We start from the raw sequence: 26,374 nt of genomic DNA on the forward strand, positions 1-26,374 counted from the left end.
CGCACACGGGTATTGTTCGCCGACCCGTTGCCACCGCAGCGGTTCGCCCCCTGACCCGAGCCGCGGGACGGAGATGACCAGTGACCGGTGAGCCGATCCCCTCGGAGCACCTCGACGAGCTGACTGCCGCCATGGCGGACCTCACCAGCTCGCTGGAGAGCTCCCCCGCCGAAGCGGAGATACTCGACGCGGTGTGCGCGGAAGCCGTCCGCGCGGTGCCGGGTGCCGACATGGCGAGCATCACCGCGATCCGCGACGGCGAGCCGGCGACCGCCGCCTCCACCGACGACCGCGCGGTCGAGATCGACCGCGTCCAGTACGCGGCCGGCGAAGGGCCGTGCCTGCGCGCGGCCGCGACCGGCGAGATCGTCCGGGTGCCGCTCGCGACGGCCGGGCAGCTGTGGCCCGAGTTCACCGAGCACGCCCGCCGCCTCGGCGTCGGCAGCTACCTCGCCGCGCCGCTGCGGGTGGACGACCGGCTGGCGGGCGCGCTCAACCTGTTCGGCTACGGCGACCACGGGTTCCAGGAGACCGACTCCCGGCTGCTGGCGCTCTACACCACGATCGTCTCGTTCGGGCTGCGCACGACGCGGCGCTACCACCAGGCCAGACAGCGGGCCGCCGAGCTCGAGAAGGCGATGAGCTCGCGTGCGGTGATCGAGCAGGCCAAGGGCATCCTGATGGCGGTGCACCGGGTCAGCGCCGACGAAGCCATGAAGCGGCTGATCGCCCAGTCGCAGCACACCAACGTGAAGCTGCGGGACGTCGCGACCCGGTTCGTCGAGGAGCTTTCGTCGGGGAACGAGAGCTAGGCGCTGCGCCGGGCCGGGAACGGCCAGGTCAGCGTGATCACCGTGCCGTCGTCGGTCGAGCGGAGGTCCAGCCCGTCGACCAGGGCCTGGATCAGCCGCAGGCCGCGGCCGCCGTCCGCCCGCTCGGACACCGACGTCCAGCGGCCCTGGTCGGCGACGGTGACGATGAGGACGTCGTCGTCGATGTGGGCCCGGACGTCGATCAGCCCGGGCCGGCCCCGGTAGGCGTGGTCCAGCACGTTCGCCATCGCTTCCCAGCAGGCCAGGACGACGTCGTCGGCTTGGCGGCCGACCTCGTCACCGGCGCTCCGGCGCAGCCACGACACCAGGTGCCGCCGCAGGCCCGGCAACGTGCGCGGGGAAACGGTGCCGCGGTACCGCCAGCCGTCCGATCCGTGCTCTTCCACGTTCACCTCCTCGGGGGACTGTGGGTTTCCTACCCACCGGTCGGGTTTCTCAATCAAGGGCAACGACGAGCCTGCTGCCGTTCGGCTCTGGTGCGGCGTGAACCGCCGTGATCGGATGTGCGGATGACTCGGTCGACGTGGTCCGTGGTGGTCAGCGCGGTGCTCGCCGCGGCCCTGCTGCCGGCGCCGGCGGCAGCCGCCGCCCCGGACCCGGGACCGGGGGCGCTCTCCCACTTCGGCCTGGCTCGCAAGGACTGCCTGGGCACCGCGCGAAATTCGACGAGCAAGGCCTGGTTCACCGTGGCGGGCGGCGTGCTTTCCGACGTCTACGCGCCGGTGATCGACAACACGAACGTCGAGTCGCTGCAGTTCGCCGTCACCGACGGGCGCACCTTCACCGACCTGCAGGCCCGCGACATGACCTACACGATCGCCACGAGCGCGGGCGGGATGGCCTGCCAGGTGACCTCGACGCCCCGCCGCGGGACCTACCGGCTGGTCACCGACTACCTGACCGACCCGGCCCGCACCGGTGTGCTGATCCGGACCCGGCTGGAGCCCCTGCGCGGCTCGGGCCGGGACCTCAAGGTCTACGTGCGGTTCGACGCGAGCGTCAACGGCAACGGCGGGGGCGGCCCGGCCAACGGCGGCGGGGACACCGCCACCGTCGACCCGGCGACGAGCGCGCTGGTCAGCGCGGACGCGAACACGGTGTCCAGCGCCCCGGCCCGCGACTACGGCACCCCGCTGGCCGCCGCGTTGCGGGCCGACCGCCGGTTCCTCAGCACGTCCAGCGGCTTCGCCGGCACGGCGGGTGACGGGCTGGCGCAGCTGGACCGCGACCACCGGCTCACCGACCCGGCGTCGTCGGCCGTCGACGGCAACGTGGTGCAGACCGCGCAGCTGGACCTCGAGCCGCGCCGCCCGGTGGAGCTGGCGCTGGGCTTCGGCGCGGACGCGCGGGCCGCGGTCCAGACCGCGGGGGCGAGCCTGCGCACGCCGTTCGACCAGAGCTACCGCGAGTACGCCCGTGGCTGGCGGGACTACGACAACGGGCTGATCCCGTTGCGTGGCAAGGACTCGGACGCGTACTACCAGTCGGTCAACGTGCTGAAGGCCAGTGAGGACAAGACGTTCCCGGGTGCGGTCGTGGCCTCGCTCGGCAGCCCGTGGGGGCAGGCGGTTTCGGCGGGGGACGCACCCGGCGGCAAGCCCGTCTACTTCGGGTCCTACCGCGAGATCTTCGCCCGCGACCTCTACGAAAGCTTCTCCGGGCTGCTGGCGGCCGGTGACCGGGAGACGGCCCGGGCGAGCGTGCGCTGGCTCTTCGGCCGCCAGCAGCAACCCGACGGCCGCTTCCCGCGCAACTCCATGCTCAACGGCAAGAAAGCACCCGACTCCGGCGGCGACCAGCTCGACGAGAGCGCTTACCCGATCCTGATGGCGCTGCAGGCCGGGCTCGAGGGCGACCGGACGCTCTACACCGACCACATCCGCGCGGCCGCGGACTTCGTCGTCGCGCACGGCCCGGCGTTCGGCTCGGAGCGCTGGGAAGAACAGGGCGGCTACTCCCCCTCGACGATCGCGGCGGAGATCGCCGGGCTCGTCGCGGCCGGCGTGATCGCCGACCGCAACGGCGACCCGGCGCGCGCCCGCGTCTACCGCGCGACGGCGGATCACTTCCAGCGCAGCATCAAGGGCTGGACCGTGACGTCGAACGGGCCGTACGGCGGCCGGTACTTCCTGCGCCTGACCAAGAACGGCGACCCGAACTCGGAGTGGATCTACAACCTGGGCAACGGCTCGGTCGACGCCGACCAGCGCGCGGTCGTCGACGCCGGGTTCCTCGAGCTGACCCGCCTCGGCGTGCTGCCGGCGAACGACCCGGACGTCGCCGCGTCGCTCGGCGTCGTGGACCGGGTGATCAAGCGGGACACCCCGGCCGGGCCGGGCTGGTACCGCTACGGGACTTCCGCCGCGGGCAGCGAAGACGGCTACGGCGACTGCTACGAGCCCGACCCGACGAACTGCGCGCCGACCGGGGCGCCGTGGCCGTCGACGAACACCGGGTCCGGGCACCTGTGGCCGGTGCTCGCGGGTGAACGCGGTGAGCAGGCCGTGCAGACCGGTGACCGCGCCGGGGCGGCCGGGCTGCTGCGCGCGATGCGGGCCCAGACCGGTGGCACCGGGCTGATTCCCGAGCAGGCGTGGGAAAACCCGGCCTTGCCGGCGTCACCCTACGGCTCGGACCCGCGGACGGCGTCGATCGGCTTCGCCCCCGGTCAGCCCGCCGGTTCGGTCGCGCCCTTGAGCTGGGCGCAGTCGCAGTCCGTGCGGCTGGCCCGTGCCTTGGCCGACGGCCGGCTGCCCGAGCAGCCCGCGGACGTCCGGTCCCGGTACGTCACGCACGCGCCGCCGGCGGCGCTGGCGGTGACCCTCGACGCGCCCGCGTCGGTGTCGACCGCGACCGCCGTCGTGTCCGGCACCGCGCCGGCCGGCAGCCGGGTCGACCTCGCCGCCTCGGCCACCGACGCCGGGACGACTTCGGTGCTGTCGGTGCGGGCTTCGGCGGCGGGGACGTTCTCCGCGACGGTGCCGACACCGCTGGGCGCGAACGTCGTCACCGCGACGGCCACGGGTCCGGGAACCGGGTACGCGCAGAAGACGATCAGCTCGGACTTCGTCACCGGGTCGGTGCTGCTGGACACCACCGACCCGGACGGCGACGACAACGGCCCGGGCACGTTCACCTACCCGACGGCGGGTGACTTCCACGCGGGCGCGTTCGACCTGCAGCGGTTCCAGGTCATCGACTCGGGCGCGAACCTCGTGTTCCGCGCGCAGGTCCGCGACCTGTCCCCGACGTTCGGCTCCCCGCTGGGCGCGCAGCTGCTGACGATCTACGCGCACGACCCGGCCGCGACGGCGACCTCGACCGCGGCGCCGTTCCCGAGCCGGGCGTACTCGATCGCCGTGCAGGACGCGTGGAGCCGGCGCGTCGAAGTCCAGGGCTTCGCCGAGCCCGCCCTCGTCGACGCTTCGGGTGCTTCGCTCGCGACGCCGTCGGTGCGGGCTTCGCAGGCAACGCGGTACATCACCGTGAGCGTGGCGAAGCCGGCGTTCGGCACGCCGGGTCCCGGCTGGACGTTCGCGGTGGTGCTCACCGGCCAGGACGGCAACTCCCCCGACCAGGCCCGGCCCTTCACCCCGACGGCGGGCCCGTACACGTTCGGCCTCTGCCCGGCGGGTGGCACGGCGCCGGTCTGCGCCGCGGACCCGGCGACCGCGCCCAAGGCGTTCGACGTGCTGACGCCGGCCGGCGTGGACCAGGCGGCCGAGCTCGACCCGACCCGCGGGCCGGTCGCCGTGCGCGGCGTCCCGGTCGGGTGAGTTCTGGCAGGCTCGGGGTGTGATCGACGACTTCGCGAAGCAGTACCTGCACGACGATCTGCGTGAGGCCCGCGAGGCGGTGCTGGAGAAGCTTGCCGGGCTGGACGAGTACTCCGTGCGCCGCCCGCTGACCGCGACCGGGACCAACCTGCTCGGCCTGGTGAAGCACCTGGCGCTGTGGGAGACCCGGTACCTGGGCGAGGTGTTCGGCCGGCCGTTCCCCGAGCCCCTGCCGCGCTGGGACGATATCGAGGCGCGCGGCCGGGACTTCTGGGCGACCGCGGACGAGACGCGCGCGGAGATCGTCGACCGCTACCGCCGCGCCGCCGCGCACGCCGACGCGACGATCGCGGCGCTGCCCGTCGACGCGCCCGGGCACGTGCCGTGGTGGCCGCGGCCGGACGTGCTGCTGTTCAACGTCCTGGTGCACGTGCTCACCGAGACCAACCGGCACGCCGGGCACGCCGACATCCTCCGCGAACAGCTCGACGGGGCGACCAGCGCGCCGACCCGGGACCGCGCGTTCTGGGCCGCGCGGTACGCGGAGATAGAGCGGGCCGCTCAGCAGTAGGACGTTTCAAGATCACCCGGGGTTGCTTTCGTGCGGGCCATCCCACTGCGGGGCTAACCTGACCGGGTCGTGAGGCATCTCTTCAGGTGTACGGGAAGTACCGACACCGGAAGGGGTTTCCGCTCATGTCTGCTCGTCCGAGCATCCGCCGCACCGTCACCGCCCTGGCCGTGACCGGCGCCGCCGCGACGGCCGTCGTCGCCGCGGCCGGCACCGCGGCCGCCATGCCGACCGACTTCCGCTGCACGTCCTCGCAGGTCGACACGACGCTGGTCGCCGGGTCCCCCGGCGCGGGCCAGCGGTACGCGTTCGTCCAGTTCACCGCGAAGCCGGGTGAGACCTGCACCCTGCAGGGCGCGCTGCCGGTCGCGTTGGCCGACGCGCCGGGCGTGACGGTGACGGCCGACCCGGCCGCCGCCGACGCGCCGTCGGTGACCGTCACCGAGGGCGCGCCGGCGTCGATGCTGCTGCACTGGACCGGCATCGAAGCCGCGGAGAGCCAGGTCGAGCCGTCGAGCGTGACGGTGACCGCGCCGCAGACGACCACGCCGCGCGGCGACACCAGCGACCCGGCGATCACGCTGCCGTGGAACCAGGGCCCGCTCGACGACTCGGCGGAAGCGCACGCGCTCACCGTCGGCGCGGTGACCGCGGGCCCCGCCCAGCCGTAGCTCCACTGTGGACGTTCGAGGTCAGCGGCGGCCACTGTGGTCGTCGCCCGGCTCGCCACCGTGCCGGCCGTGGTCGTCACCCGGCTCCGCGTGCCGGCCGCCGTGGTCGTCGCCGAGGTCGTGGGTCCGCGACGGGTAGGTGCTCGGTGCGGGCCGGGTCGGGTACGTGGTCGGCGACATCGTCGCTGCACTGCTGCTCGTGGCGGCCGAAGTGATGGGCGAGGGACCGCTGGACGTCGTGGCCGGCGCCGGGGAGCCGTCGTCGGCCCCGGACTGCGCCAGGGCCGCCGTGGTCCCGCCCACCGCGAGCGCCGCGCCGGCCGCCGCGATCACCAGAATCTTGCGCATGTCTGCTCCTTCTCGTTCTCCGACAACGAAAAGAAGCATCGCTCGGCCGGTGATAGCGGCGCACTGCGCGACGCTTAAGGCATCCCTAAAGCCGTTCCGAGGTCCAGCACGATCCGCGCGCCCGGCCCACGCGTCACGGCGAACGACCCGCCCGACGCGCGTGCGGTCTGCCGGGCGATGTCCAGCCCCAGCCCGGTCGACCCGGCGCCACTGTCCCCTCGCGACACTTCGTCGAAGCCCGGCCCCTCGTCCGACACCTCCACCCGCGCGCCGCCGTCGGTCGCCGTCAGCCGGATCGCGTACGCCGTGCCCTCCGGGGTGTGTGCGAAGACGTTGCCCAGCAACGCGTCCAGGGCCGCGGCCAGCTCCGGTTCGCCGACCGCGACCGGCAGCGGGCCGTCGTCGAGCGCGAGCGTCACCGCGCGGTCCTGGTCCTGCGCCAGCACCGACCAGAACTCGGCCCGCGCCCGGACGACCGCCGCCGCGTCGCAGGAGCCGGGCGCCGAATCCCGCGCTCTGGCCTGGTCGATCAACGCGGTGACCTGACGCTCCAGGCTTTCGGCGTGGGCGGTGATCCGCTCGGCCTCGGCCGGGTCGGCCAGGGACTCCGCGTCCAGCCGCAGCACGGTCAACGGCGTCCGCAGGCGGTGCGAAATGTCGGCGACGGCCTCGCGCTCCTGCCGGACCAGGTCGCGGATCCGGGCGGCCAGCAGGTTGAGCGCGGCGGCGACCGACCGCACCTCCGCCGGTCCACCCGCCCGCGCCCGCGCGTCGAGGTCTCCTTCGGCCAGCCGCCGCGACACCGCGGCGAGCTCGTGCACCGGCCGGACGATCGAGCGGGCCAGCCGGTCGGCGACCAGCACCCCGAGCGCCAGCAGCACGACCCCCAGCCCGGCCAGGACCAGCCACGCCGCGCCCAGCCCGCGGCTCAGCTCGGCCTGGTCGACGAACGCGCGCACGACGGCCGTCCCGCGCGGCAGGCCCTGGACCGCCACGAGGATTTCCCGCCCGCCGGCGTCCTCGACGGTCAGGCTGCTGCCCTGCGCGGCGGCCAGCGTGACCCCGGGGGTGCGCGGAGCCGGCGCGCCGAGCACGGTCCCGTCCGGCAGGAACACCGTCACCGGGTGGCCGGCGGTGGTGTTGAGCTGGTCGACCGCCGGTCGCAGCGTCGCCGCGTCGGCCGTCGCGACCAGGGACGTCAGGGACTGCGCCTTCGCCGTCGCGGCGGTGACCGCGCGGTCGGCCGTGACCGACCGCAGCAGGATCGCCAGCGGCACGAGGAACGCGACGAGCACCAGGGTCATCACCGCGGTGACCAGCAGGGCGAGCCGTTTCCTCACGCCGGCGCCCCCGGTTCGGCGAGCCGGACGCCGACCCGGCGCACGGTGTGCAGGTACCGCGGCTCCTGCGCGGTCTCGCCGAGCTTGCGCCGCAGCCACGACAGGTGCACGTCCACGGTCTTGTCCGCCCCGGCATACGGCAGCTTCCAGACGTCGGCGAGCAGTTCGCGCTTGCTCACCACGGTCCCGGCCCGGCTGGCGAGGTAGTGCAGGAGGTCGAACTCGCGCGGGGTCAGGTCCAGCGGCGCGCCGTCGAGGGAGGCCTCCCGCGTCCGCGCGTCGACCGACAGCCCGCCGACGACCACCGGGGCCGTCGTCTCCTCGGGTTCGGCGCGCCGCAGCACGGCGCGGATCCGGGCGTCGAGCTGGGCGCCGCCGAACGGCTTGACCACGTAGTCGTCGGCGCCGGCGTCGAGCAGCCGGACCATCTCCGCCTCGGCGCCGCGGGCGGTGACCACGATGATCGGCACGGCGCTGACCGCCCGCACCATCCGCAGCACCTCGCGGCCGTCGAGGTCGGGCAGGCCGAGGTCGAGCAGGACGACGTCGGGCCGGTCGGTGACGGCGGCCTGCAGCCCGGCCATCGCGGTCGGCGCGGACGTCACCGTGTGCCCGCGCTCGCTCAGCGCCCGCAGCACGGCCGTGCGGATGGTCGGGTCGTCCTCGACGAGCAGCACGGTCGCCATGCCCGGGAATCTACACACGGCCGGGCGCGGCACCGGGTTCCCGGCGAACGCTAAGGACGCCTTAGCCGTGCCTTAACCCTTCCGGATGGCACAGTGGACGGATGACCGGGCGCGGGGTGCTGATGGCGGCGGGCTGGCTGCTGGCCGCCGTCGCCACCGCGGGCGTGGGCACGGTGGCCCTCGACGTCGTCGGCGCGGGGATCCTCGGCCCGCAGAACCAGCCGCTTTCCCAGGACGACGTGGCCCGCGCACTCGAAACGGTGCCCACGGGCACGACCCCGCCGCCGCCCATCACGCCGGCCTCGACCGCACCGGCGCCGCGCGGCTTGACCGTCCCCGGCGGCACCCTGGTCGCGAAGTGCACCGGAGACCAGGTCGAGCTGATGTCGTGGAGCCCGGACACCGGATTCCGCGCCGACGACGTCTCCCGCGGCCCGGCCGCGAGCGCCTCGCTGAAGTTCAAGAACGGCGGCACGGAGAACGTGGTGATCGTGACCTGCCGCGACGGCGAACCCCACGCGGAAACGGCCGCCGACGACAGCGGCGGCGGCCACCGCGGGCGCGGCTAGCTCGGCAAGCCCGCGTTCAGCCGCGCCAGCACCCGGTGCGGGAACGGCAGCTCCGGCGCGCTCGCCTCGGTCAGCCGGTCCAGCTGGGCGTCGGTCAGGCCGAGGGTCAGCGCGCCGAGCGTCTCGGCCAGCTGCTCCGGTGACCGCGCACCGATCAGCGGCGCGGGCATCCCCGGCCGGCGGGTCACCCAGTGCAGCGCCACCTGGGCCGGCGTCGCGTCCACCTCGGTGGCGATCTCGCGGACGACGTCGAGGATCGCCCAGCGGCGTTCGGGCAGGGAGCGGAAGGCCGCGCCGTCCGCGAGCCGGCCTTCACCGCCGCCGTCGCGGGTGTACTTGCCGGACAGGAACCCGCCGCCGATCGCGCCCCACGGCTGCACCGCGACGCCGAACTCCTTCGCCAGGGGCACGAACTCGGCTTCGATCGCGCGCTCGATCAGGGAGTACTCCAGCTGCAGGGCTGTCACCGGCGGGCCGCCGAGCATGGCCGCCTTCGTCGCGTACCAAGCCGGGACGTCGCTGAGGCCCACCGCGCGAACCTTCCCGGCGCGCACCAGGTCGTCGAACGCGGCCATCACCTCCTCCGCCGGGGTGAAGCCGTCCCAGATGTGCAGCCAGTACAGGTCGACGTGCTCGACGCGCAGCCGCCGCAGCGACGCCTCGAGCGAGGCGACCATGTTCTTGCGGCCGTTGCTGCGGCGGCGCGGGTCCGAACGCGGCTCGCCGCCGCTGAAGCCGGGCCCGGAGTACTTGGTGGCGAGCACGACGTCGTCGCGCTCGACGTCGCGCAGGAACTCACCCACCAGCTCCTCGCTGCGGCCGGCGCTGTAGTTGTCGGCGGTGTCGACGAAGTTGCCGCCGTCCTCGACGTAGGCGCGGAAGACCTTGCGCGCGGTGTCGTCGTCGGCGCAGAAGGCGCCGGTGCCGAAGGTCATCGCGCCGAGCGCCAGCGGCGAGACGCGCAGCCCGGATCGGCCCAGCGGCCGGTAGTCGTCCAGTCGTGTCATGCCCTCGATCGTGCAACCCGGAGCGCGGTCCGGGTCAACCCGATCGAGGGCATTCGCGGGCAACTTCGGGGAGACAACGAGGCACACCCCCGACTTACACCAGATGAACGTTCGGGGTGCGCTAACCTGGCCGGATCGTGGGGCCCGGGCCCCGTATCCCCCGTGTGGCGAGGAGTCGAATTCGTGCAACCGAACCTGGGGCCAGGTGAAGACTTCGAGCTCCTGCTCGAACGGCAGGTCCGGGACCTGCAGACGAAGGCCGCGTCACTCAGCGAAGCGCTTTCCGCGGCCGGGGCCACGGTCCGCTCGCGAGACGGCGCGGTGACCGTGACGCTCGCCCCGAACGGCGCCCTCACGAACCTCGAGCTCGGGCACCGGGCGACCGAGCTGGGCCCGGCGCGGCTGACCGCGGCGATCATGAGCACGGTCCGCGAAGCGCAGCGCCGGACCGCCCGCAGCGTCGCGGACTCCTTCGCCACCATCAACGGCGACGGCGAGTCGACCGACATGGTCCGGTCCTTCCTGCCGCCGGACCCGCCGCCGGACGGCGACTTCGCGGCGCCGGAAAGCGCCGAGCCCGAGCGGACCCCGCCGCCGCCCGCCGCGCCTCCGGCGCGGCCGCCCGCACCCCCGGCCCCGCCGCCGGCCGGACCCGCTCCGCGTCGCCGTCCCCCGGCCGACGACCACTTCGACGACGAATCGAACCCCTGGTGAGCGGCGGCGGCTTCAAGGTCAACGCGGAGCCGTTGGCCAACTTCGGGAAGCACCTCGACGAGCTCCAGAGCAACCTGCAGGGCACCGCGGACCTCGTCGGCGGCATGACCTGCGACCCGGGCATGTTCGGCATCAACCCGGCGTGCCAGCTGATGGCGGCCGGGGCGAGCACCTGGACCGACAAGGCCCACCACCAGTTCGGGGACTACGCCAAGACGATCGGCGAGTTCTCCGACAAGGTCGCCGACGCGGCGAAGAAGTACCAGGCGGGCGAGGAAGACGCCGTCGACTCGATCGTGAGGTTCGAATAGTGGGCGACGACTACCAGAGCAAGGACGTCAGCCTCCACGGGTCCGAACTCTTCAACAGCGACAACGCTTCCGCCGGCGCCGGGTTCTTCGAAGCGGCGATCGGCCTCGACAAGGCCGTCAAGGACAACGACAAGGTCGCGATCGGCATCGGCGCCGCGGGCATGGCGCTGGAGACCATCGGGCTGGTGCTGGACCCGATCGGCAGCCTGCTGACGGCCGGGATCGGCTGGCTCATCGAGCACATCACGATCCTGCGGTGGCCGCTGGACATCCTGATGGGCGACCCCATCGGCATCGCCGCGGCAAGCGAGGCGCTCTCGGCGGAGAAGAAGAAGCTGGAGCAGTGGTCGACGGACCACCAGACGGCGCTCGACACGCTCATGAAGGACTGGTCCGGCAAGGCGGCGGACCAGTTCAAGAAGGACATGGACGCGGTCACCGACCAGCTGGCTTCCCTCGGTGGTTACCTCGACCAGGCCGGCAAGAACATGAAGATCGCCGGCGGCATCGTCGGCGCGTTCCGCGGCATCCTGCGCGACCTGATCGCGATGCTCCTGGCGACGATCGTCAAGGGCGCCCTGATCGCGGCGGCGCTGGCCCCGGTGACGTTCGGCGCGTCGATCGCGTTGTTCGTCACGACGACGATCGGCACGGTCGCGACGGCGCTGGGCAAGATCGGCACGAAGCTCATGCAGCTGGCCAAGAAGCTCGGCGACCTGGTGAAGGCGCTGGCGAAGATGGGCAAGGCGGGCGACGAGGCGGTGGCGGTGAAGCCCCCGTCGAGCAGCCTGACCCCGACGCCCACCCCCAAGCCGACGCCGAAGCCGGAGCCCAAGCCGTCGTCGGCCACTCCGGAACCCAAGCCGTCCTCGTCGACGCCTGATCCGGAACCCAAGCCTTCGTCCCCGACACCCGACCCCGAGCCGAAGCCGTCTTCGTCCACACCGGACCCGGAACCCAAGCCGTCCTCGTCCACACCGGACCCGGAACCCAAGCCGTCCTCGTCCACACCGGACCCCGAACCCAAGCCCTCATCGTCCACACCGGACCCGGAACCCAAGCCGTCCTCGTCCACGCCCGACCCCGAACCCAAGCCTTCGTCCTCGACACCGGACCCCGAACCGAAGCCTTCCTCGTCCACACCGGACCCGGAGCCGAAGCCCTCGTCCTCCACCCCGGACCCCGAGCCCAAACCTTCCTCGTCCACACCGGACCCCGAGCCGAAGCCCACGTCCTCCACACCGGACCCCGAGCCCAAACCTTCCTCGTCCACACCGGACCCCGAGCCGAAGCCCACGTCCTCCACACCGGATCCGGAACCGAAGCCGCCGTCGAACACGCCGGAACCCAAGCCGGAGCCCGCGAAGCCGGACCCCGCGCCGTCTTCGTCCACTCCGGAGCCGGCCAAGCCCGACCCCACGCCGGCCCCGGATCCCGGGAAGCACAAGCCGTTCACCGACCAGATGACCGACGTCATCAAGGACAAGTTGTCCAAAGTGGACGGTGTCACGCCCGAGATCATGCAGAAGTTCGACAAGATCAGCAACTACTCGGTGCACGAGCTGGGCAAGCTGTTCGGCAACCCGGCCGCCGCCGAGAAGTTCGAGTCGGCGATCAAGGTCATGACCGACCCGTGGTTCGGCAAGTCGGGCCTGGCCGGCAAGACCGTCGTCGACATGATCAAGGGCGTGCCCGCCAGCATCGGCAACGTCACCGGCGGGGACGACGACTAGTCACTCGTCCGCGAGGATGACCGCCCGTGACGCGAGGTGCAGCGCCAGCCTCTCGTCCGGGCGGGACAGGTCGACCCCCAGCAGCTGCTCGATCCGCGTGACCCGGGCCGCCACGGTGTTGCGGTGCACGCCCAGCACCGTGGCGGTTTCCGCGATCGACGACTCGGCGTCGAGGTAGGCGGCGAGCGTCCGGACGAGGTCGCCCGGCACCGACCGCAGCGGCGCGACCAGCGCGCGGGCCGCCGGCTCGAAGGTGTCCGTGCGGGTCCACTCCAGCAGCAACTGGGCCATGCCGAGCTGGTCGACGTGCAGGAAGTGCCCGGTTTCGGGTCGGGTCGCGGCGAGCCGGGCGGCGTCGCGGGCCTCCGCGACGGTCGCCGCGAGCCCTTCCGGGCGCGGGTGCGGCCGGCCGACGCCCATGTGCGCGCCGAGGCGGAGCGTCCGGTGCGCGGCCTGGAGCCGGGTCGCCAGGGCACGCACCCGTTCCGCGGTGGGTTCGTGGTCGAAGGTGACCCAGCCGGTCCAGCCGTCGCCGTGCTCGACGACCGCCTCGACGTCCAGCGCCCGCATGACCTCCTGGGTACGCGCCACGGTGTCGACGGCCGCCGGGACGCCGATGTGCAGCCCGACGTGCCAGCCACCGAGCCGCCAGCCCGCGTCGGCGACGCGACGGCGCAGGTCCGCGCCGGGCTCGGTGTCCAGGCGCAGCAGGTCGCCGAGCAACGCCGTGCGCGAGCGCGCGTCCCGTTCCAGCTCCAGCCGGTTGGCGAGCAGCCAGCGCTGGAGTGCCCCGGCGGCGACGGCGAGCGCGGGCGGGACGATGTCGGCCCGGGCGGCCTCGGTCCCGCGCAGTTCGGCGGCCAGCCACATCGCCGGGCGGTGCAGCAGCACCGGGTGGGCGAGCAGGACGCCGTCGTCGAGCTCGGTCCGCTGCGGCACGGCTTCGTCCAGCCGGACGCGCCCGGTCACCTCGCCGGCCAGGGCCTGCCCGCGGTCGTCGAGCACGGCGACGGGCGAGCGCAGCAGCCGCCGCAGCACGGCGACGACCTCCTCGGGCGGCCGCAGCCGGTCCCCGAGCGCCCGGTGCGCGGCCAGCAGCAGGCCGGCCCGGTCGACTTCGGGCGCGGCGAGCAGCAGCCGGGCTTCGACGAGCAGGTCGAGCGGCGCCGCGGCGGTGCCCAGCAGCGGCACGCCGAGCCGGTCGGCGAGCAGCCGCGACGCGGTGAGCGGCTCGGTGCCGGGCAGCAGCACACCGGCCGCCCCGGCGTCGGCACACCGCCGCAGCAGCGCGTCGATCTGCCAGTCGGTCCCGGCGACCGGCCGAACGACGACGACCAGCTCCCCGGCGGCCGGATCGTGCGAAGCGTCCAAAGTGGCCTGAACCGTCGCGAGTGGACGGTCGAGCCCACTCCCGCCGGCGAGCAGCCGGACGTGCTCGGCCCAGCCCGGCAGCGCGAGCACCCGCGCCAGACTCACGACGCCCTCACCAGTTCGCCCCGCCCCGCCCCATGCGCCCCAATGTGGCGGTGGGGGGGGGGGGGGGCCCCCCCCCCCCCAAGGGGGGGGTGGGCCCCGGGGGGGAGGCGCGGGCTCATGACAGCCTCACCGGGTCGCAGTCGATGCCGTACGCGCGCGGCTGCAGCACCGGCAGCCGCCGCGGGTCCGTCCAGAACTCGGCCGAGGCCAGCCGCACCACGTCGACCTCCAGGCCCGTGCGGATCGCGTCGCAGCCGACCGGGACTCCTGTGCGGTGGTCCAGCACCGACAGGATGTCCGGGGTCGACGCCACCGGCGTGCCGTCGCGCAGGGCGAGCAGGTACTCGTTCTCCATCTCCAGCCGCAGCAGCGCGCCGTCGCGGTGGTCGGCGAGGATGACGCTGCCGCGGCCGAACCCCGGGCTGCCCAGCTGCCCCGGCCCGACGTGCCGCGCCACCTCCAGCACCCGCCCGCGGGCCAGCACCGTGCCCTCCAGCGCGGCCTCCAGCCGGTCGCGCGCCGGGCTCTCCCCCGCCGCCAGCACGCGGCGGCCGAGCGCCAGTGCCGCACTCGTCGTGCCGGGGATCGAGCACGCCGCCAGCTCGCCGGCCGGGATCGGCGCGAGCGCGAACGCCGCCCAGCCGCCGGAGCCCGCGACGAACGCCCGGGCGCCACGCTCGACCATCGCGTCCGAACCGGCGGCCAGCAGCATGACCTGGCCACTCTGCTCCGCCAGCGCGGCGGGCGCGACGCCGCGGCCGGTCGCCGCCACCGCCAGCTGGTCGAGCCGGGGCAGGCCGCGCCCGGAGAGGTCGGCGTCGGCGTAGGCGAGGCCGAGCTCGCCGGCCACCGCCAGCGGCATCAGCCCGTTGAGGCCGCCGATCTCGATCGACATCACCGCGTCGGCACGCTCGCCGGTCCAGCGTTCGACCGCCGCGACGGCGGACGCGAACTCGTCGCCGCCCGGCAGTTTCTCGGTGAACGCGGCGGTCGCGCCGACGACGCCGACCGGCACCACGCGGGCCTCGGCCGGCAGCTCGGCCACCGGCCGCACCTCCGGCTCGCGCCCGCGTTCGAGCACGCGGCGCAGCAGCACCGCGGCGGTGGCGGTGTCCCCGCCCCCGCCGGAGCCGAGCAGGGCCACCCCGCGTTCGAGGGCGGCCACGTCACCAGCGGTGATGCGCATGACTGACCACAGTAGACGAGCTCAGCGCAGCGCGTAGCCACCGTCGGGGTAGAGCGTCGACCCGGTGGTGTACGTGCTGCCGAACAGGTACAGCACCGCGTCGGCGACCTCGGCCTCCTGCCCGACGCGGTGCAGCAGCGTGTCCGCGCGGTACTGCGCGAAACTCGCCTCCCGCACGGCCGCGGGCCGCCCGGCCCACAGGTGCCCGTCGATCGTCCCCGGCGCGACGACGTTCACCCGCACCGGCGCCAGCTCGACGGCCAGCCCCCGGCCGAGCCCTTCGACCGCCGCGTTGCAGGCGACGTACGCCGGCGCCGCGCCCGGCGGCCGGACGCTGGCCGCCCCGGACATCAGCACGATCGACGCGTCGGGAGCCAGCTTCGGCACCGCGTGCTTGACGGCGTGGTACTGCCCCCAGAACTTCGTGACGAACGGGCTCGCGGCGTCGGAGTCGCTCAGCTCCCGCAGCGGCCCGACCGTGTACGACGCACCCGGCGTGAAGAGGTGGTCGACGCGGTCGAGCGCGCCGAAGAACGCGGCCAGGGAACCCTGGTCGGTGCTGTCGACGACCTGCCAGGTCCCGCCCACCTCCTCGGCCGCCGCCGACAGCTTCGCCGCCGTGCGGCCACCCAGGTGGACCGAAGCCCCCGCAGCGGCGGCCCGCCGGGCCACTTCGAGGCCGATGCCCGAACCGCCGCCGATGATCACCACGTGCTTCCCGGCGAGGCTCATCCGATCTCCTCCACCGGGACGAAGGGGTGCGGCAAGCCGAACGCGCCCGGCCCGAAGGTGTCCAGCGCTGCCGGTGTCCGCATCAGCGGCGGGGTCGAGATGCCGACGACGGTGACGCGCTGGCCGTAGCGGAGGGTCTCGGTGGTGATGGGCTCGGCCGTCGCCGACTCCAGCACGCAGATCAGGTCGGGCACCACGCAGCGCACCGCGCCGTCCACAGTGGCCAGCAGGTTCTCGTTCTGGAACAGGATCTCCAGCTTGTGCGCGCCGTCGAACGACACCGCCGCCGCGCGTCCGCGGGCGAAGCCCGCCTCGGTCCGGCGCTCCACATCGGACACCTTGCCGCGGAAGAGCACCCGCAGGTGCTGATACGGCGTCGAGCGCAACGCCGAAGCCAGCGCGTCGACCGGGTCCTCGTTGCGTGAACGCGCTTCCCGGATCGTCCGGCCGACAGTGAGCGCCAGCGACAAGGTCGTGGGCACCGCGGTCCGCTTGACGTCGGCGCCGCTCATCGCGTACTCGGCGATGTGCGCGACCCCGCCGAGCCGGATCGTGACCCCGCGGGCCAGCCACTCCATCCGCCGGTTGTCCGCGCCGGTGTCGATCACCGTCGTCTCGCCGCGTTCGCCACCGATCGCCATCGGCGAGCCGGGCACGCCGTAGACGCCGAAGGTTTCCATCTGCAGCTCGGGGAACGCCCGCCCCATGCCGTCGGCGTCGACGACCGGCAGCCCGAGGCGCGCCCCGACCAGCAGCGGGATCATCGAGTTGATGCCGCCGCATTCGATCGGCATGGTCGCGTCCGCGGACCGGCCGAGGTGCTGCTCCAGCGTGCGCAGGGCCAGCACCGGCTCCGCGCCGTTGGGCAGCTTCTCGTGCACGACGGTCGGCGCGCCCATCTGCGCGGTCGGGATCACCAGGGCGTCGTCGTCCACTTCGGACGGGTGCAGCACCGTGATCGGCCCGTGCGCGCGGATCGCCTCGCGCACGAGCAGCCGCCCGACGTACGGGTCGCCCCCGCCGCCGGTGCCGAGCACGGCGGCGCCGCGGGCGAGGTCGGGCAGGTCGGCCTCGGTCAGGGTCCAGCTCACCCGGCGACTCCGATCGGGTCGATGTCGTAGCCGAAGTACCGCGGCCCGGCGAGCGCGATGCCTTCGGGCGTGTGCCAGCGCGGGTCGGCGGGCGCGGCGATGACCGTGACACGCTGGCCGTACCGCAGGCCTTCGGTGGTGACGGCCTCGCCGGACTCACGTTCCAGCGTGCAGATCAGGTCCGGCACCGAGGCTTCGACGACACCGTCGCGCTCGGCCACCAGGTGCTCGTTCTGGAACCGCAGCATCAGCTCCGCGCCGGTGTCACCGTCCATTCCGGACAGCCGAGCCTCGCCGCGGGCGAACCCGGTGACCGTCCGGCGCGCGACGTCGACGACCTTGCCGCTGAAGAGCCGCCGCCCGCCCAACCGGGAGACCACCCGCGCGACGGGATCCTCGTGCGCGGCGCGCGCCGCACGGACCAGCGCACCCAGCTCGGCGCACAGGCTGAGCGTCCCGGGCACCAGCGACTCCCGGGCCTGGGCCCCGGACATCGCGTAGTTGCTGATCATCGCCGAGCAGCCCATGTCGATGGTCGCCGACCGGGCCAGCCGCTCCGCCCACCGGTTGTCGACTGTATCCAATACTCCGCGGTTGCCCTTTTCGTCGGCAATCGACATCGGCGTAGCCCGGATTCCATACAGTGTGGGAAGTACCATCTGCAGCTCCGGGAACGCGCGGCCCATGCCGTCGGCGTCCACCAGCGGCAGGCCGAGCTGCGCGGCCGCGACGACCGGGATCAGCGAGTTGACCCCGCCCGCCTCGGCGCACGCGATGTGCGTCAGCTCCTTGCCGAGGTACCCGGCCAGCGTCCGCGCGGCCAGCCCCACCTGCTCGGCCGAGGGCAGCTTCTCCACCATGACGGTCGGCGCGCCCATCATCGCCACGGGCAGCACGACGGCGTCGTCACCGACCTCCGCCAGCGGGACCAGCGGCACCGAACCGTGCTGCCGGACCGCCGACGAGGCCAGCAGCCGCCCGATGTACGGGTCGCCCCCGCCCCCGGTGCCGAGGATGGCGGCACCGCGGGCGATGTCGTCGAGGTCGTTCACCGTGATCTCGCGCATCACGCCCCCAGCTGCAGGTCGCCGACGGCCTTCGCGCGGATGCGCGTGGCGTTGCCGGGCAGGTACGGGATGGGCACCTCGTCGAAGTCGACGATGCCGACCGAAGCCGGCGACGCGCCGGCGGCGACCGCCCGGTCGACGGCCTCCTGCTTCGCCTCCTCGACGACGGCGTCCCGGCGGCCGGGCTCGATCACGTAGACGCGGTCGACCTCGCCGCCGATCTGCGCGATGGCCGCGCCGATCGCGTTGGCCACCGCGTAGTTCTCCGGCCGGTGCACCTCGCCGCAGCCGGCCAGCTCGTCCGGCAGCAGCACCGAACCACCGCCGACGGCGACCACCGGCAACGGCTCGGCCGACGTCCGCATCCGTTCGACCACATCGGACACGTCGGCGGCGATCTTCTCCAGCGCCGCCCGGACCAGACCCTTGTCCAAATGCGACACCAGCGACGGGTCACCGATGTCCGCGCGCCCGGCGGCGACCGCGATGTCGGTCGCGGTCAGCGTGTCCCCGCCGAAGACGAGTGCCTTCGACGTCAGCTCGTAGCCGACCGAATCCGGACCCACGGTGACGTTCCCGCGCACCCGGCTGCCGCCGCCGATGCCGATCGAGAGCACGTCCGGCATCCGGAAGTTGGTCCGGATGCCTGCGACGCTGACGTCGGTGGTCGCCTCACGCGGGAACCCTTGCCGCAGCACGCCGACGTCCGAAGTCGTGCCGCCGACGTCGACCACCGCGCAGGTGTCCAACCCGGACAGCACGGCCGCGCCGCGCATCGAGTTCGTCGGCCCCGACGCGAAGGTCGCGACCGGGTAGCGGCGGGCGAAGTCGACGTCCATCAGCGTGCCGTCGTTCTGGCTCAGGTACAGCGGCGCGGTGATGCCCGCGCCGGTGACCGACGCCGACAGCCCGTCGACGATGTGCGCGGCCAGCTCACGCAGCGCCGCGTTGATCACCGTCGCGTTTTCCCGTTCCAGCAGGCCGATCCGGCCGATCTCGTGGGACAGCGAGATCGCGACGTCCGGCAGCTGCGCGGCGATGATCTCGGCCGCGCGGGCCTCGAACTCGGCGTTGACCGGGGAGAAGACCGAGGTGATCGCGACACTGCGCACCCCGGCCGCCCCCATGTCGTCGGCGGCCTTGCGCAGCTCGCTCTCGTCGAGCTCCGCGATGTGCCGGCCGTCGAACTCGTGTCCACCGTGGACCAGGTAGCTGCGCCCCGACACCGCGTCGACGAGCCGCTGCGGCCAGTCGACCATCGGCGGCAGCGACGCCCCGGCCGGCAGGCTGAGCCGCACGGCCGCGGTCGGCGCGAGCCGGTGGGCCTCGACGAGGGCGTTGATGAAGTGCGTGGTGCCGATCATCACCGCCCGCACCGCCGCCGGGTCGAACGCGCGTTGCCGCTGCAGGCCGTCGATCGCGGCGACGATGCCCGAGGTGACGTCCGCGGTCGTGCTGGTCTTGACCGAGGCGAGCACCTGACGGCCGTCGAGCAGGACAGCGTCGGTGTTGGTGCCGCCGACGTCGATGCCGATGCGCACTGAGATTCTCCTTAAGCGGACTGGACGGCGGGAGCGGCCTCGGCGGTCCGGCTGCTGCCGATCCCCCGCACGAGCCCGAGCTTCCCGGCGACGACGTACAGGACGAAGGCCACGACGAGCGAGTTGATGCTCGGCAGGCCCCACTCGACGAACTCGCCGAAGAGCGCCGCGGCGATCCAGACGACGATCGTGGCGGGCACCCACACCGGCGCGTCTTCGGGCACGGTTCCCCGCGCCCGCGCGGCTTCCAGGTCCCCGCGCCACTTCTTCACGACGAAGTACTCGGCGACCATGATCCCGGCGATCGGCGGGAACGCGACGCCCAGCACGGTGAGGAAGTCGGTGAACTTCGCCAGGATCCCGGCCGCGGCGAGCACGCTGCCCGCGACGCCGAGCACGGCCGTCACCAGGCCGCGGTGGGCTTTGCGCCCGGACACCGTGCCGATGAAGTTCACGACACCCAGCCCGGAGGAGTACAGGTTCCAGTCGTTGATCTTCATCGTGCCGGCGATGACGATCAGCAGCCCGACCCAGCCGACCGACGACGTCACGATGGTGGTGATCCCGGCGCTGCCGACGGCGTGCGCGAGCAGGACGCCGGAGAGGCCGATGACGTACTCGCCGAGGGTGATCCCGACGAGCGTCTGCTTGACGACGTCGCCGGTGGTGCGGTTGAAGCGGGTCATGTCCGGGGTGATGACGGCGCCGACGATGAAGCCGCCGGCCACCAGCGTGGTGCCCTGCAGCAGGCTCAGCGACGGCCCGGGCGGGGCCGAGGAGACGAGCGTGCCGAGGTCGTGGCGGGTCAGCTCCGAGATGATCGACCAGCCGACGAGGACCAGGAAGGCCGGCACGGTCAGGTACGCCGTCCAGGCCATGGAGTGGAAGCCGCGCACCACGATCGCGGTGACGAGCAGGCCGAACACGAGTGCCCAGCCCCACTCCGGCAGGCCGCCGATGAGTGAGACGAGGCCCTGCGCGGACACCGCGGACTGGATGCCGAACCAGCCGATGAGGCTGATCCCGATGGCGAGCCCGATGAGCGCCGAGCCGCCGCGGCCGAAGCCGGTCCAGCGGGCGATCATGGACGTGGACAGACCTTCGCGGACGCCGATGACGCCGACGAGGATGGTGATGAGCTCCAGGATGACCGAACCGAGCGTGAAGGCCAGGACCGCCGGCCAGAAGCTCATCCCGAAGCCGACGGTGGCTCCGAGCAGGAACTGGGACAGGGCGGACACCTGGCCGAACCGCTGGACGGCGACCGACCACCACGAGTACCGGGCGTGGTCCGGCACTCTGGTCAGGGCATAGTCATCGACACCGACTGTTGAGGCCACGCCGACCTCCTTCTCCGGGCTGGGAAACGGTTCCCCGCACCGTAAGCAGCGGTCCCGGCGCCGTCACCGTGCGATGTGCACAGTCCGGGCCCGCGCACTGTGCGATCAGCCCAGCGGTTCCACTCCGGTCAGCGTGACACTTTCCGCCCAAAGCCGCTCGGCGGCCGCGGTGTCGGTGAGGTTCGCCCACAGCGGTTCGAGCCGCGGCCGGCCGCGCAGGCCGAAGACCCGCGGGCCCCACAGCTGCCCGCCGGTGACGTCCGGGCCGAGCACCGCGCGGACGGCGGGCCGCGCGCCGGCGTCCTTGCCGTGCAGCAACAGCCGGGCCGGCTGGCCCGTCAGCCACCGGCCGGCGGTCCGGGTGTGCACCGGCGGCCGGGCGGGCGTCAGCGAGTCGAGCGCGCCACCGGGGTGGGCCAGGACGCTCAGCCGTTTCGAGCCGGCTTCCCGCAGCCGCCGGTCGAGCTCGAGCGCGAAGAGCATCTGCGCCAGCTTCGAACGTTCGTACGTGCGCTTCGGCCGGTAGTCGCGCTCGCTCTGGAGGTCGGCGAAGTCGAGGCTCGCGGACTTCGCGGCGAAGCTGCCGGTGGTGACGATCCGCGCGTCCGGCGCCAGCGCCGGCAGCAGCCGCGCGACCAGCGCGAAGTGGCCGAGGTGGTTGGTGCCGAACATCAGCTCGTGGCCGCTTCCGGTCTCGCGTCGCGGCGGGTCGTCGAGCGCCACTCCCGCGTTGCAGACGACGGCGTCGAGCTCACCGGGATCCACCGCCGCGACGGAGGCCGGGTCGGCGAGGTCGAGCCGGACGTGACCGATCTTCGCGCCGAAGACCCGCGAGCGGATCGCGGCGGCCGCGGTCTCGGCCTTCGCCGGGTCGCGGCTGCCGAGCACGACCTCCTCGCCCGCGGAAGCGAGCTGCTCCGCGACGAAGTACCCGATCCCGGCGTTGCCCCCGGTCACCAGCACCCGCATCGGCGTCCCCTCCCCGTGCCAAGCTGTCCGCCATGGACAACGCTACCGGCTACCGGCGGTCGACCGGCTCGCCCCGCGGTGCGGCCCGGCGCCGGGAGCTGCTGACGACGATCACCGACGACGTCGCCGAGAACGGCCTGGTCGACTTCTCGCTGCGTCGCGCGGCGCGGGCGGCCGGGACCACGCACAAGGTGCTGCTCTACCACTTCGAAAGCGCCGAAGACCTGCTGCGGCAGGTGGTCCTGGGCTTGCGTGAACGCCGGATCGGCAACGCGCTGGCGGCCGTCGCTTCGGAGCCGGCGACGCTGACCGACCGCGTCCGCGCCGCCTGGGTGAGCCTGCGCGACGAGGAGTCGGAGCTGCGGCGCGTCCTCGACCAGGCGATGGGCCTGGCGATGTACGACCCGGGCCGGTACGCGGCGCTCGGGCGGGGCGCGTCGCAGCAGTACCTGCCGACACTGATGTCGTTCTGCCCGCCGGAGTGGCCGGAGCGGCGGAGGTTCGAAGTCGCCTCGATGATCCTCGCGACCTTGCGCGGCTTCCTCGTCGACCTGTTGACCAGCGACGACGGTTCCGGCGCCGAGGCCGGGTTCGAGGCGCTGCTGCGCGCGGTCGCGCGGGAGGAAGCTCTCGACACAATGTGAACCGCGTGGTTCACTTCTGGCATGGAAATCGCACTGGGGGCGGGCACCGTCGAATACACCGACACGGGCGGGCCGGGCCCCGTGCTCGTCTTCGTCCACGGCCTGCTGATGGACGGCACGCTGTGGGACGGCGTGACCGCATCGCTCACCGGCTACCGGTGCGTCGTCCCGACGCTGCCGCTCGGCGCGCACCGGCAGCCGATGCGCGAGGACGCCGACCTTTCACTGCCCGGGATCGCCGTGCTGCTCGCGGAGCTCCTCGAGCGCCTCGACCTGCGCGAGGTGACCCTGGTCGGCGTCGACACCGGTGGCGCGCTGGTCCAGCTGCTGATGGCGACCGGCGACGCACGGGTGAGCCGGGTCGTGCTGGGCTCGTGCGACGCGTTCGACAACTTCCCGCCCGGGCTCACCGGCAAGACGCTGTTCCTGACGGGAAAGCTGTCGCCGGGCCTGTTCGGGTTGTTCATGCAGCAGATGCGGGTGCGTGCCGTGCGCCGGCTCCCGATCGCGTTCGGCTGGCTGACCAAACGCGGCGACGCGGTTTCCGCGGCTTGGCTCCGGCCGCTGCTGAGCCAGGCGGGTGTTCGGCGCGACACGGTCCGCGCGTTGCGGGCTTTCGCGGCCGATCCGGGGGTGCTCCAGGAAGTGGCCGAGCGTCTCCCCGGCTTCGACCGGCCCGCGCTCGTCGTCTGGGCCGGCGAGGACCGCGTCATGCCCCTCGAGCACGGCAAACGGCTGACGGCCTTGCTGCCGAAGGGAAAGCTCGTCGAGGTCGAGGACAGCTACACGTTGCTGCCGCTGGACCAGCCGGTGGAGTTCGCGCGGCTGGTCGGGGAGTTCACAGCCGGCTGAGGCCGTGCAGGATGCGCTCCATCAGCTCCAGGCTGGGCCGGTTCCCCGAGCCTTTCCGCGCGGTGTGCACGGCGACGATCCCCCGGTCCGCCAGATCCGACAGCAGGACCCGCGCGACCCCCAGCGGGATCCGGCGCCGCGCGGCGACCTCGGCGACCGACTGCGAAGTCCGCAGCAGCGCGCAGATCTCCGTCTCCTCCTGCGTGCTCCCCCGCACGACCGCCCGCCCCCGCTGGGTGATCGACACGAGCGTCTCGATCGGCAGGTCCCGAGTCGGACGCGTACGGCCATGGGTGCGGAAGTACGGGCGGACCATCCCCGCTCCGCCTTCTTCGAGCACGGACCCCCAGTGCACAGCCAGCTCCTCACGGCGATTAATCCTTGTCGGCGATTATTTGACCTAATGATCGAGTAGGCCGCAATCGACCGAGTGGAGCAACGCCGGAAAAACCGCAGGTCAACGCCTCGTCGGCGGCGCAGTACTGCCGCGAAGGACCAAGCGTGTCCCCAGAATCGACGGCGATGTCGCGATTTTTCCGCCGGACAATCGCGCGCCGAGCAGCCGCCCGGCCCGCTCCCCGAGCTCGGCCACCGGCTGCGCCACCGTGCTCAGCTCGAGCAGGTCGGCCAGGTCGTGGTCGTCGAACCCGAGCACCGAGACGTCCTCGGGCACCCGGAGGCCGGCCCGCCGGAGCGTCCGCAGCGCGCCGAACGCCATCTCGTCCGACGCGGCGAACACCGCGGTCGGGCGCCGGGACAGGCCGAGCAGGGCGCTCATCGCGCGTTCGCCGCCGGCGACGGTGAACCCGCCCCCGGTCTCGAACGCGGCTTCCGGCTCGCGGCCGTCCTCACGGCACACCGCGTGGTAGACCATCCGGTAGGCCGCCAGGCGCCGCAGCGGGGTCGTGAACCCGAGCGGGATCGGGCTGTGCTCGCCGATGAACGCGATTTCGCGGTGCCCGAGCTGGACGAGGTGGCGCATCGCGCCGGCCGCCGCGCCGTGGTCGTCGATGCCGACCGAGTCCGCGCCGGGCTCCTCGGTGCCGATGGTGACGAGCGGGACGCCGAGCCCCAGCAGCAGCTCCCGTTCGGCGGCCGCCAGCGGGAGCGAGAGCACGAGTACCGCGTCGACCCGGCGGCGCAGCGGCAGGTCCGCGAAGAAGCGGGCGCGGCCGGCGTCGTCGCCGAGGTTGTAGAGCAGCAGGCTGGTCCCGGCCTCCCGCAGCACGCGCTCGACGCCGGAGATGAGGCGTGCGAAGTACCAGCGGTCGACGTAGGGGACGATCACGCCGACCGTCCCGGTCCGGCCGGTGGCCAGGCTGGACGCGGCGGGCGAGATGGCGTACCCGAGCCGCGCGGCCGCCGCGAGCACCCGGCTCCGCGTCGGCCCGGCCACCCCGGGCACCCCGCGCAGGGCCCGCGAAACGGTCGCCGCCGAGACGCCCGCCAGCCGGGCGACGTCGTCGAGCTTCTCCGGCATGCGTCTACCCCGTTCGTTGCAAGCGCTTGCAACCAGCTGCCTGACTCCCATTGACACCCGCCATGATCGAGGCTAATCATCGGTGCAAGCGCTTGCAATCGCCTGTCCGGCAAGGAGGCCGACATGCGCCAGCTCGTCCCGCTCGCGGCCACGGCGTTGCTCGCCCTCACCGCTTGTTCGTCGGCCACCGGCCTGACGATCAACCTCTACATCTCGCCGGAAGACCACCTGCAGACGGTGGTCGACCGCTGCACCCAGGAGGCCGGCGGCCGGTACCGGATCGTCTACAACAAGCTGCCGCGGGGCGCGGACGGCCAGCGTGAGCAGATGGTCCGCCGGCTCGCTGCCGGGGACTCGTCGCTGGACGTGCTCGGCCTCGACGTCACGTGGGTGCCGGAGTTCGCCGAGGCGGGCTGGGCGCAGGAGTGGACGGGCGCGAACGCGGCCGCGGCCGCGCGGGACGTGCTGCCGGGTCCCCTGGCCACCGCCAAGTGGAACGGGAAGCTCTACGGCGCCACGAAGAACACGAACGTCCAGCTGCTCTGGTACGACGACCGGATCACGCCGTCGCCGCCGAAGACGTTCGACGAGCTGATGACGCAGGCGCGGGAGCTGAAGGCGGCCGGGAAGCCGTACCAGGTCGTGTTCACCGGCGCCCAGTACGAGGGCCTGGTCGTCTTCTACAACACGCTGGTCGCGTCGGCGGGCGGGCACATCCTGTCCGACGACGGCAAGTCCGTGGTCATGGACGACGGCGCGGTGCGCGCGCTAGCCCTGCTCAAGCAGCTGACGACGGCCGGGATCACGGACCCGTCGCTGACGAACCAGAAGGAGGACGACATCCGGCAGGCGTTCCAGCGCGGACAGGCGGCGACCGAGCTGAACTGGCCGTTCGTGTATGCGTCGTACGCGAAGGAGAAGCCGCGGGACCTGGCGCACTTCAAGTGGACGCGCTACCCGTCGGTGGACCCGGGCCGGGCGAGCCGCGTCACGATCGGCGGGTTCAACCTGGCGGTCTCGACGTACTCGCGGCACAAGCCCGAAGCGTTCGAAGCGGCGCTGTGCCTGCGCAACGCGACGTCGCAGAAGTACCAGGCCCTGGTGGACGGGATCCCGCCGAGCATCGCGTCGATCTACCGCGACAACGCACCACTGGACCCGGCGAAACCGGCCGACCCCAAGGAAAATCCGACGATGGCCGACCAGTACCCGATGAAGGGCGACATCCAGGCGGCCCTGACGGACGCGGCGGTCCGCCCGCTCACCCCGGCGTACCAGAACCTGTCGACGGTGATCTCGAAGGTGCTGTCCCCACCGGCGGAGATCGACGTCCGCGCAACGGCGGACGAGCTGCGCGAGCGGCTGACGGACGCGCTGAATTCCCGCGGCATCATTCCGTGAGCCACCGGGTCAGGCGTAGCGCACGCCCCTACACTG

General features: G+C 73.1%; 26 protein-coding genes. 11 read left to right on the forward strand and 15 right to left on the reverse strand.

Annotated elements, in window-relative coordinates; genetic code table 11:
* Positions 1-80 precede the first annotated feature (80 nt).
* Complete coding sequence (locus M8542_RS34735) at positions 81-812, forward strand: GAF and ANTAR domain-containing protein (protein ID WP_257924550.1); 732 nt, start codon at positions 81-83, stop codon at positions 810-812.
* On the opposite strand, the gene M8542_RS34740 is transcribed toward M8542_RS34735, so the two are convergent.
* Positions 809-1,219 (reverse strand): ATP-binding protein, encoded by a 411-nt coding sequence (locus M8542_RS34740; protein WP_257924551.1) that lies wholly within the window; start codon positions 1,217-1,219, stop codon positions 809-811. The two genes, M8542_RS34735 and M8542_RS34740, sit on opposite strands and share 4 nt — an antisense overlap.
* A 123-nt stretch (positions 1,220-1,342) precedes the next feature.
* On the opposite strand from M8542_RS34740, the gene M8542_RS34745 reads away from it, so the two are divergent.
* From M8542_RS34745 to M8542_RS34755, 3 genes are all read left to right on the forward strand, one after another.
* Complete coding sequence (locus M8542_RS34745) at positions 1,343-4,609, forward strand: glucodextranase DOMON-like domain-containing protein (protein WP_257924552.1); 3,267 nt, start codon at positions 1,343-1,345, stop codon at positions 4,607-4,609.
* Between the two features lie 19 nt (positions 4,610-4,628).
* On the forward strand, positions 4,629-5,180 hold the full coding sequence (locus M8542_RS34750) for a DinB family protein (protein ID WP_257924553.1): 552 nt from the start codon (positions 4,629-4,631) through the stop codon (positions 5,178-5,180).
* Positions 5,181-5,305: 125 nt separating this feature from the next.
* On the forward strand, positions 5,306-5,851 hold the full coding sequence (locus tag M8542_RS34755; RefSeq protein WP_257924554.1) for a DUF4232 domain-containing protein: 546 nt from the start codon (positions 5,306-5,308) through the stop codon (positions 5,849-5,851).
* Between the two features lie 21 nt (positions 5,852-5,872).
* On the opposite strand, the gene M8542_RS34760 is transcribed toward M8542_RS34755, so the two are convergent.
* From M8542_RS34760 to M8542_RS34770, 3 genes are all read right to left on the reverse strand, one after another.
* A complete protein-coding gene (locus tag M8542_RS34760) occupies positions 5,873-6,199 on the reverse strand; it encodes a hypothetical protein (RefSeq protein ID WP_257924555.1) in 327 nt (108 codons plus the stop codon).
* Positions 6,200-6,273: 74 nt separating this feature from the next.
* Complete coding sequence (locus M8542_RS34765; RefSeq protein WP_257924556.1) at positions 6,274-7,539, reverse strand: HAMP domain-containing sensor histidine kinase; 1,266 nt, start codon at positions 7,537-7,539, stop codon at positions 6,274-6,276.
* Complete coding sequence (locus M8542_RS34770) at positions 7,536-8,225, reverse strand: response regulator transcription factor (RefSeq protein ID WP_257924557.1); 690 nt, start codon at positions 8,223-8,225, stop codon at positions 7,536-7,538. Before M8542_RS34770 ends, M8542_RS34765 begins: the two co-directional genes overlap by 4 nt.
* A 101-nt stretch (positions 8,226-8,326) precedes the next feature.
* Between M8542_RS34770 and M8542_RS34775 the strand changes: the two genes are divergently transcribed.
* Positions 8,327-8,794, forward strand: a complete 468-nt coding sequence (locus M8542_RS34775) for a hypothetical protein (RefSeq protein ID WP_257924558.1) — start codon at positions 8,327-8,329, stop codon at positions 8,792-8,794.
* Here the strand turns inward: M8542_RS34775 and M8542_RS34780 are convergent.
* A complete protein-coding gene (locus M8542_RS34780) occupies positions 8,791-9,801 on the reverse strand; it encodes an aldo/keto reductase (protein ID WP_257924559.1) in 1,011 nt (336 codons plus the stop codon). The two genes, M8542_RS34775 and M8542_RS34780, sit on opposite strands and share 4 nt — an antisense overlap.
* A 183-nt stretch (positions 9,802-9,984) precedes the next feature.
* Between M8542_RS34780 and M8542_RS34785 the strand changes: the two genes are divergently transcribed.
* From M8542_RS34785 to M8542_RS34795, 3 genes are read left to right on the forward strand one after another with little or no spacing between them, the layout of a single operon-like run.
* Positions 9,985-10,515, forward strand: a complete 531-nt coding sequence (locus M8542_RS34785) for a YbaB/EbfC family nucleoid-associated protein (RefSeq protein WP_257924560.1) — start codon at positions 9,985-9,987, stop codon at positions 10,513-10,515.
* Positions 10,512-10,826: a hypothetical protein gene (locus M8542_RS34790; protein ID WP_257924561.1), complete on the forward strand. Its 315-nt coding sequence runs from the start codon at positions 10,512-10,514 to the stop codon at positions 10,824-10,826. Before M8542_RS34785 ends, M8542_RS34790 begins: the two co-directional genes overlap by 4 nt.
* Positions 10,826-12,559, forward strand: coding sequence for a hypothetical protein (locus M8542_RS34795; protein ID WP_257924562.1), 1,734 nt, complete (start codon positions 10,826-10,828; stop codon positions 12,557-12,559). Before M8542_RS34790 ends, M8542_RS34795 begins: the two co-directional genes overlap by 1 nt.
* Here M8542_RS34795 and M8542_RS34800 read toward each other — a convergent pair whose 3' ends face one another.
* From M8542_RS34800 to M8542_RS34835, 8 genes are all read right to left on the reverse strand, one after another.
* On the reverse strand, positions 12,560-14,035 hold the full coding sequence (locus M8542_RS34800; protein ID WP_257924563.1) for a PucR family transcriptional regulator: 1,476 nt from the start codon (positions 14,033-14,035) through the stop codon (positions 12,560-12,562).
* 115 nt (positions 14,036-14,150) lie between these two features.
* A complete protein-coding gene (locus M8542_RS34805; protein ID WP_257924564.1) occupies positions 14,151-15,221 on the reverse strand; it encodes a DUF917 domain-containing protein in 1,071 nt (356 codons plus the stop codon).
* Positions 15,222-15,242: 21 nt separating this feature from the next.
* Entirely contained in the window at positions 15,243-15,953 is a 711-nt protein-coding gene (locus tag M8542_RS34810; protein ID WP_257924565.1) for an SDR family oxidoreductase, read from the reverse strand.
* Complete coding sequence (locus tag M8542_RS34815) at positions 15,950-17,044, reverse strand: S-methyl thiohydantoin desulfurase family protein (RefSeq protein ID WP_257924566.1); 1,095 nt, start codon at positions 17,042-17,044, stop codon at positions 15,950-15,952. The genes M8542_RS34810 and M8542_RS34815 overlap by 4 nt, the downstream gene beginning before the upstream one ends.
* A complete protein-coding gene (locus M8542_RS34820; protein WP_257924567.1) occupies positions 17,041-18,111 on the reverse strand; it encodes an S-methyl thiohydantoin desulfurase family protein in 1,071 nt (356 codons plus the stop codon). Before M8542_RS34820 ends, M8542_RS34815 begins: the two co-directional genes overlap by 4 nt.
* Complete coding sequence (locus M8542_RS34825) at positions 18,111-19,652, reverse strand: hydantoinase/oxoprolinase N-terminal domain-containing protein (protein WP_257924568.1); 1,542 nt, start codon at positions 19,650-19,652, stop codon at positions 18,111-18,113. Before M8542_RS34825 ends, M8542_RS34820 begins: the two co-directional genes overlap by 1 nt.
* Before the next feature lie 11 nt (positions 19,653-19,663).
* Positions 19,664-20,992 (reverse strand): purine-cytosine permease family protein, encoded by a 1,329-nt coding sequence (locus tag M8542_RS34830; protein ID WP_257924569.1) that lies wholly within the window; start codon positions 20,990-20,992, stop codon positions 19,664-19,666.
* Positions 20,993-21,097: 105 nt separating this feature from the next.
* Positions 21,098-21,961, reverse strand: a complete 864-nt coding sequence (locus tag M8542_RS34835; protein ID WP_257924570.1) for an SDR family NAD(P)-dependent oxidoreductase — start codon at positions 21,959-21,961, stop codon at positions 21,098-21,100.
* Between the two features lie 32 nt (positions 21,962-21,993).
* On the opposite strand from M8542_RS34835, the gene M8542_RS34840 reads away from it, so the two are divergent.
* Positions 21,994-22,605 (forward strand): TetR/AcrR family transcriptional regulator, encoded by a 612-nt coding sequence (locus tag M8542_RS34840; RefSeq protein ID WP_257924571.1) that lies wholly within the window; start codon positions 21,994-21,996, stop codon positions 22,603-22,605.
* 21 nt (positions 22,606-22,626) lie between these two features.
* A complete protein-coding gene (locus M8542_RS34845; RefSeq protein WP_257924572.1) occupies positions 22,627-23,457 on the forward strand; it encodes an alpha/beta fold hydrolase in 831 nt (276 codons plus the stop codon).
* Here M8542_RS34845 and M8542_RS34850 read toward each other — a convergent pair.
* Together M8542_RS34850 and M8542_RS34855 are read right to left on the reverse strand one after the other, a co-directional pair.
* Positions 23,444-23,812: a DUF742 domain-containing protein gene (locus M8542_RS34850; RefSeq protein WP_257924573.1), complete on the reverse strand. Its 369-nt coding sequence runs from the start codon at positions 23,810-23,812 to the stop codon at positions 23,444-23,446. The two genes, M8542_RS34845 and M8542_RS34850, sit on opposite strands and share 14 nt — an antisense overlap.
* Before the next feature lie 102 nt (positions 23,813-23,914).
* Complete coding sequence (locus tag M8542_RS34855) at positions 23,915-24,937, reverse strand: LacI family DNA-binding transcriptional regulator (protein ID WP_257924574.1); 1,023 nt, start codon at positions 24,935-24,937, stop codon at positions 23,915-23,917.
* 123 nt (positions 24,938-25,060) lie between these two features.
* Between M8542_RS34855 and M8542_RS34860 the strand changes: the two genes are divergently transcribed.
* Positions 25,061-26,338 carry an ABC transporter substrate-binding protein gene (locus M8542_RS34860; RefSeq protein ID WP_257924575.1) on the forward strand — a complete coding sequence of 426 codons (1,278 nt, stop codon included), beginning with the start codon at positions 25,061-25,063 and terminating at the stop codon, positions 26,336-26,338.
* The last annotated feature ends 36 nt before the right edge of the window (positions 26,339-26,374 follow it).

This window comes from Amycolatopsis iheyensis (genome assembly GCF_024703995.1).
Taxonomy (GTDB): Bacteria; Actinomycetota; Actinomycetes; order Mycobacteriales; family Pseudonocardiaceae; genus Amycolatopsis; species Amycolatopsis iheyensis.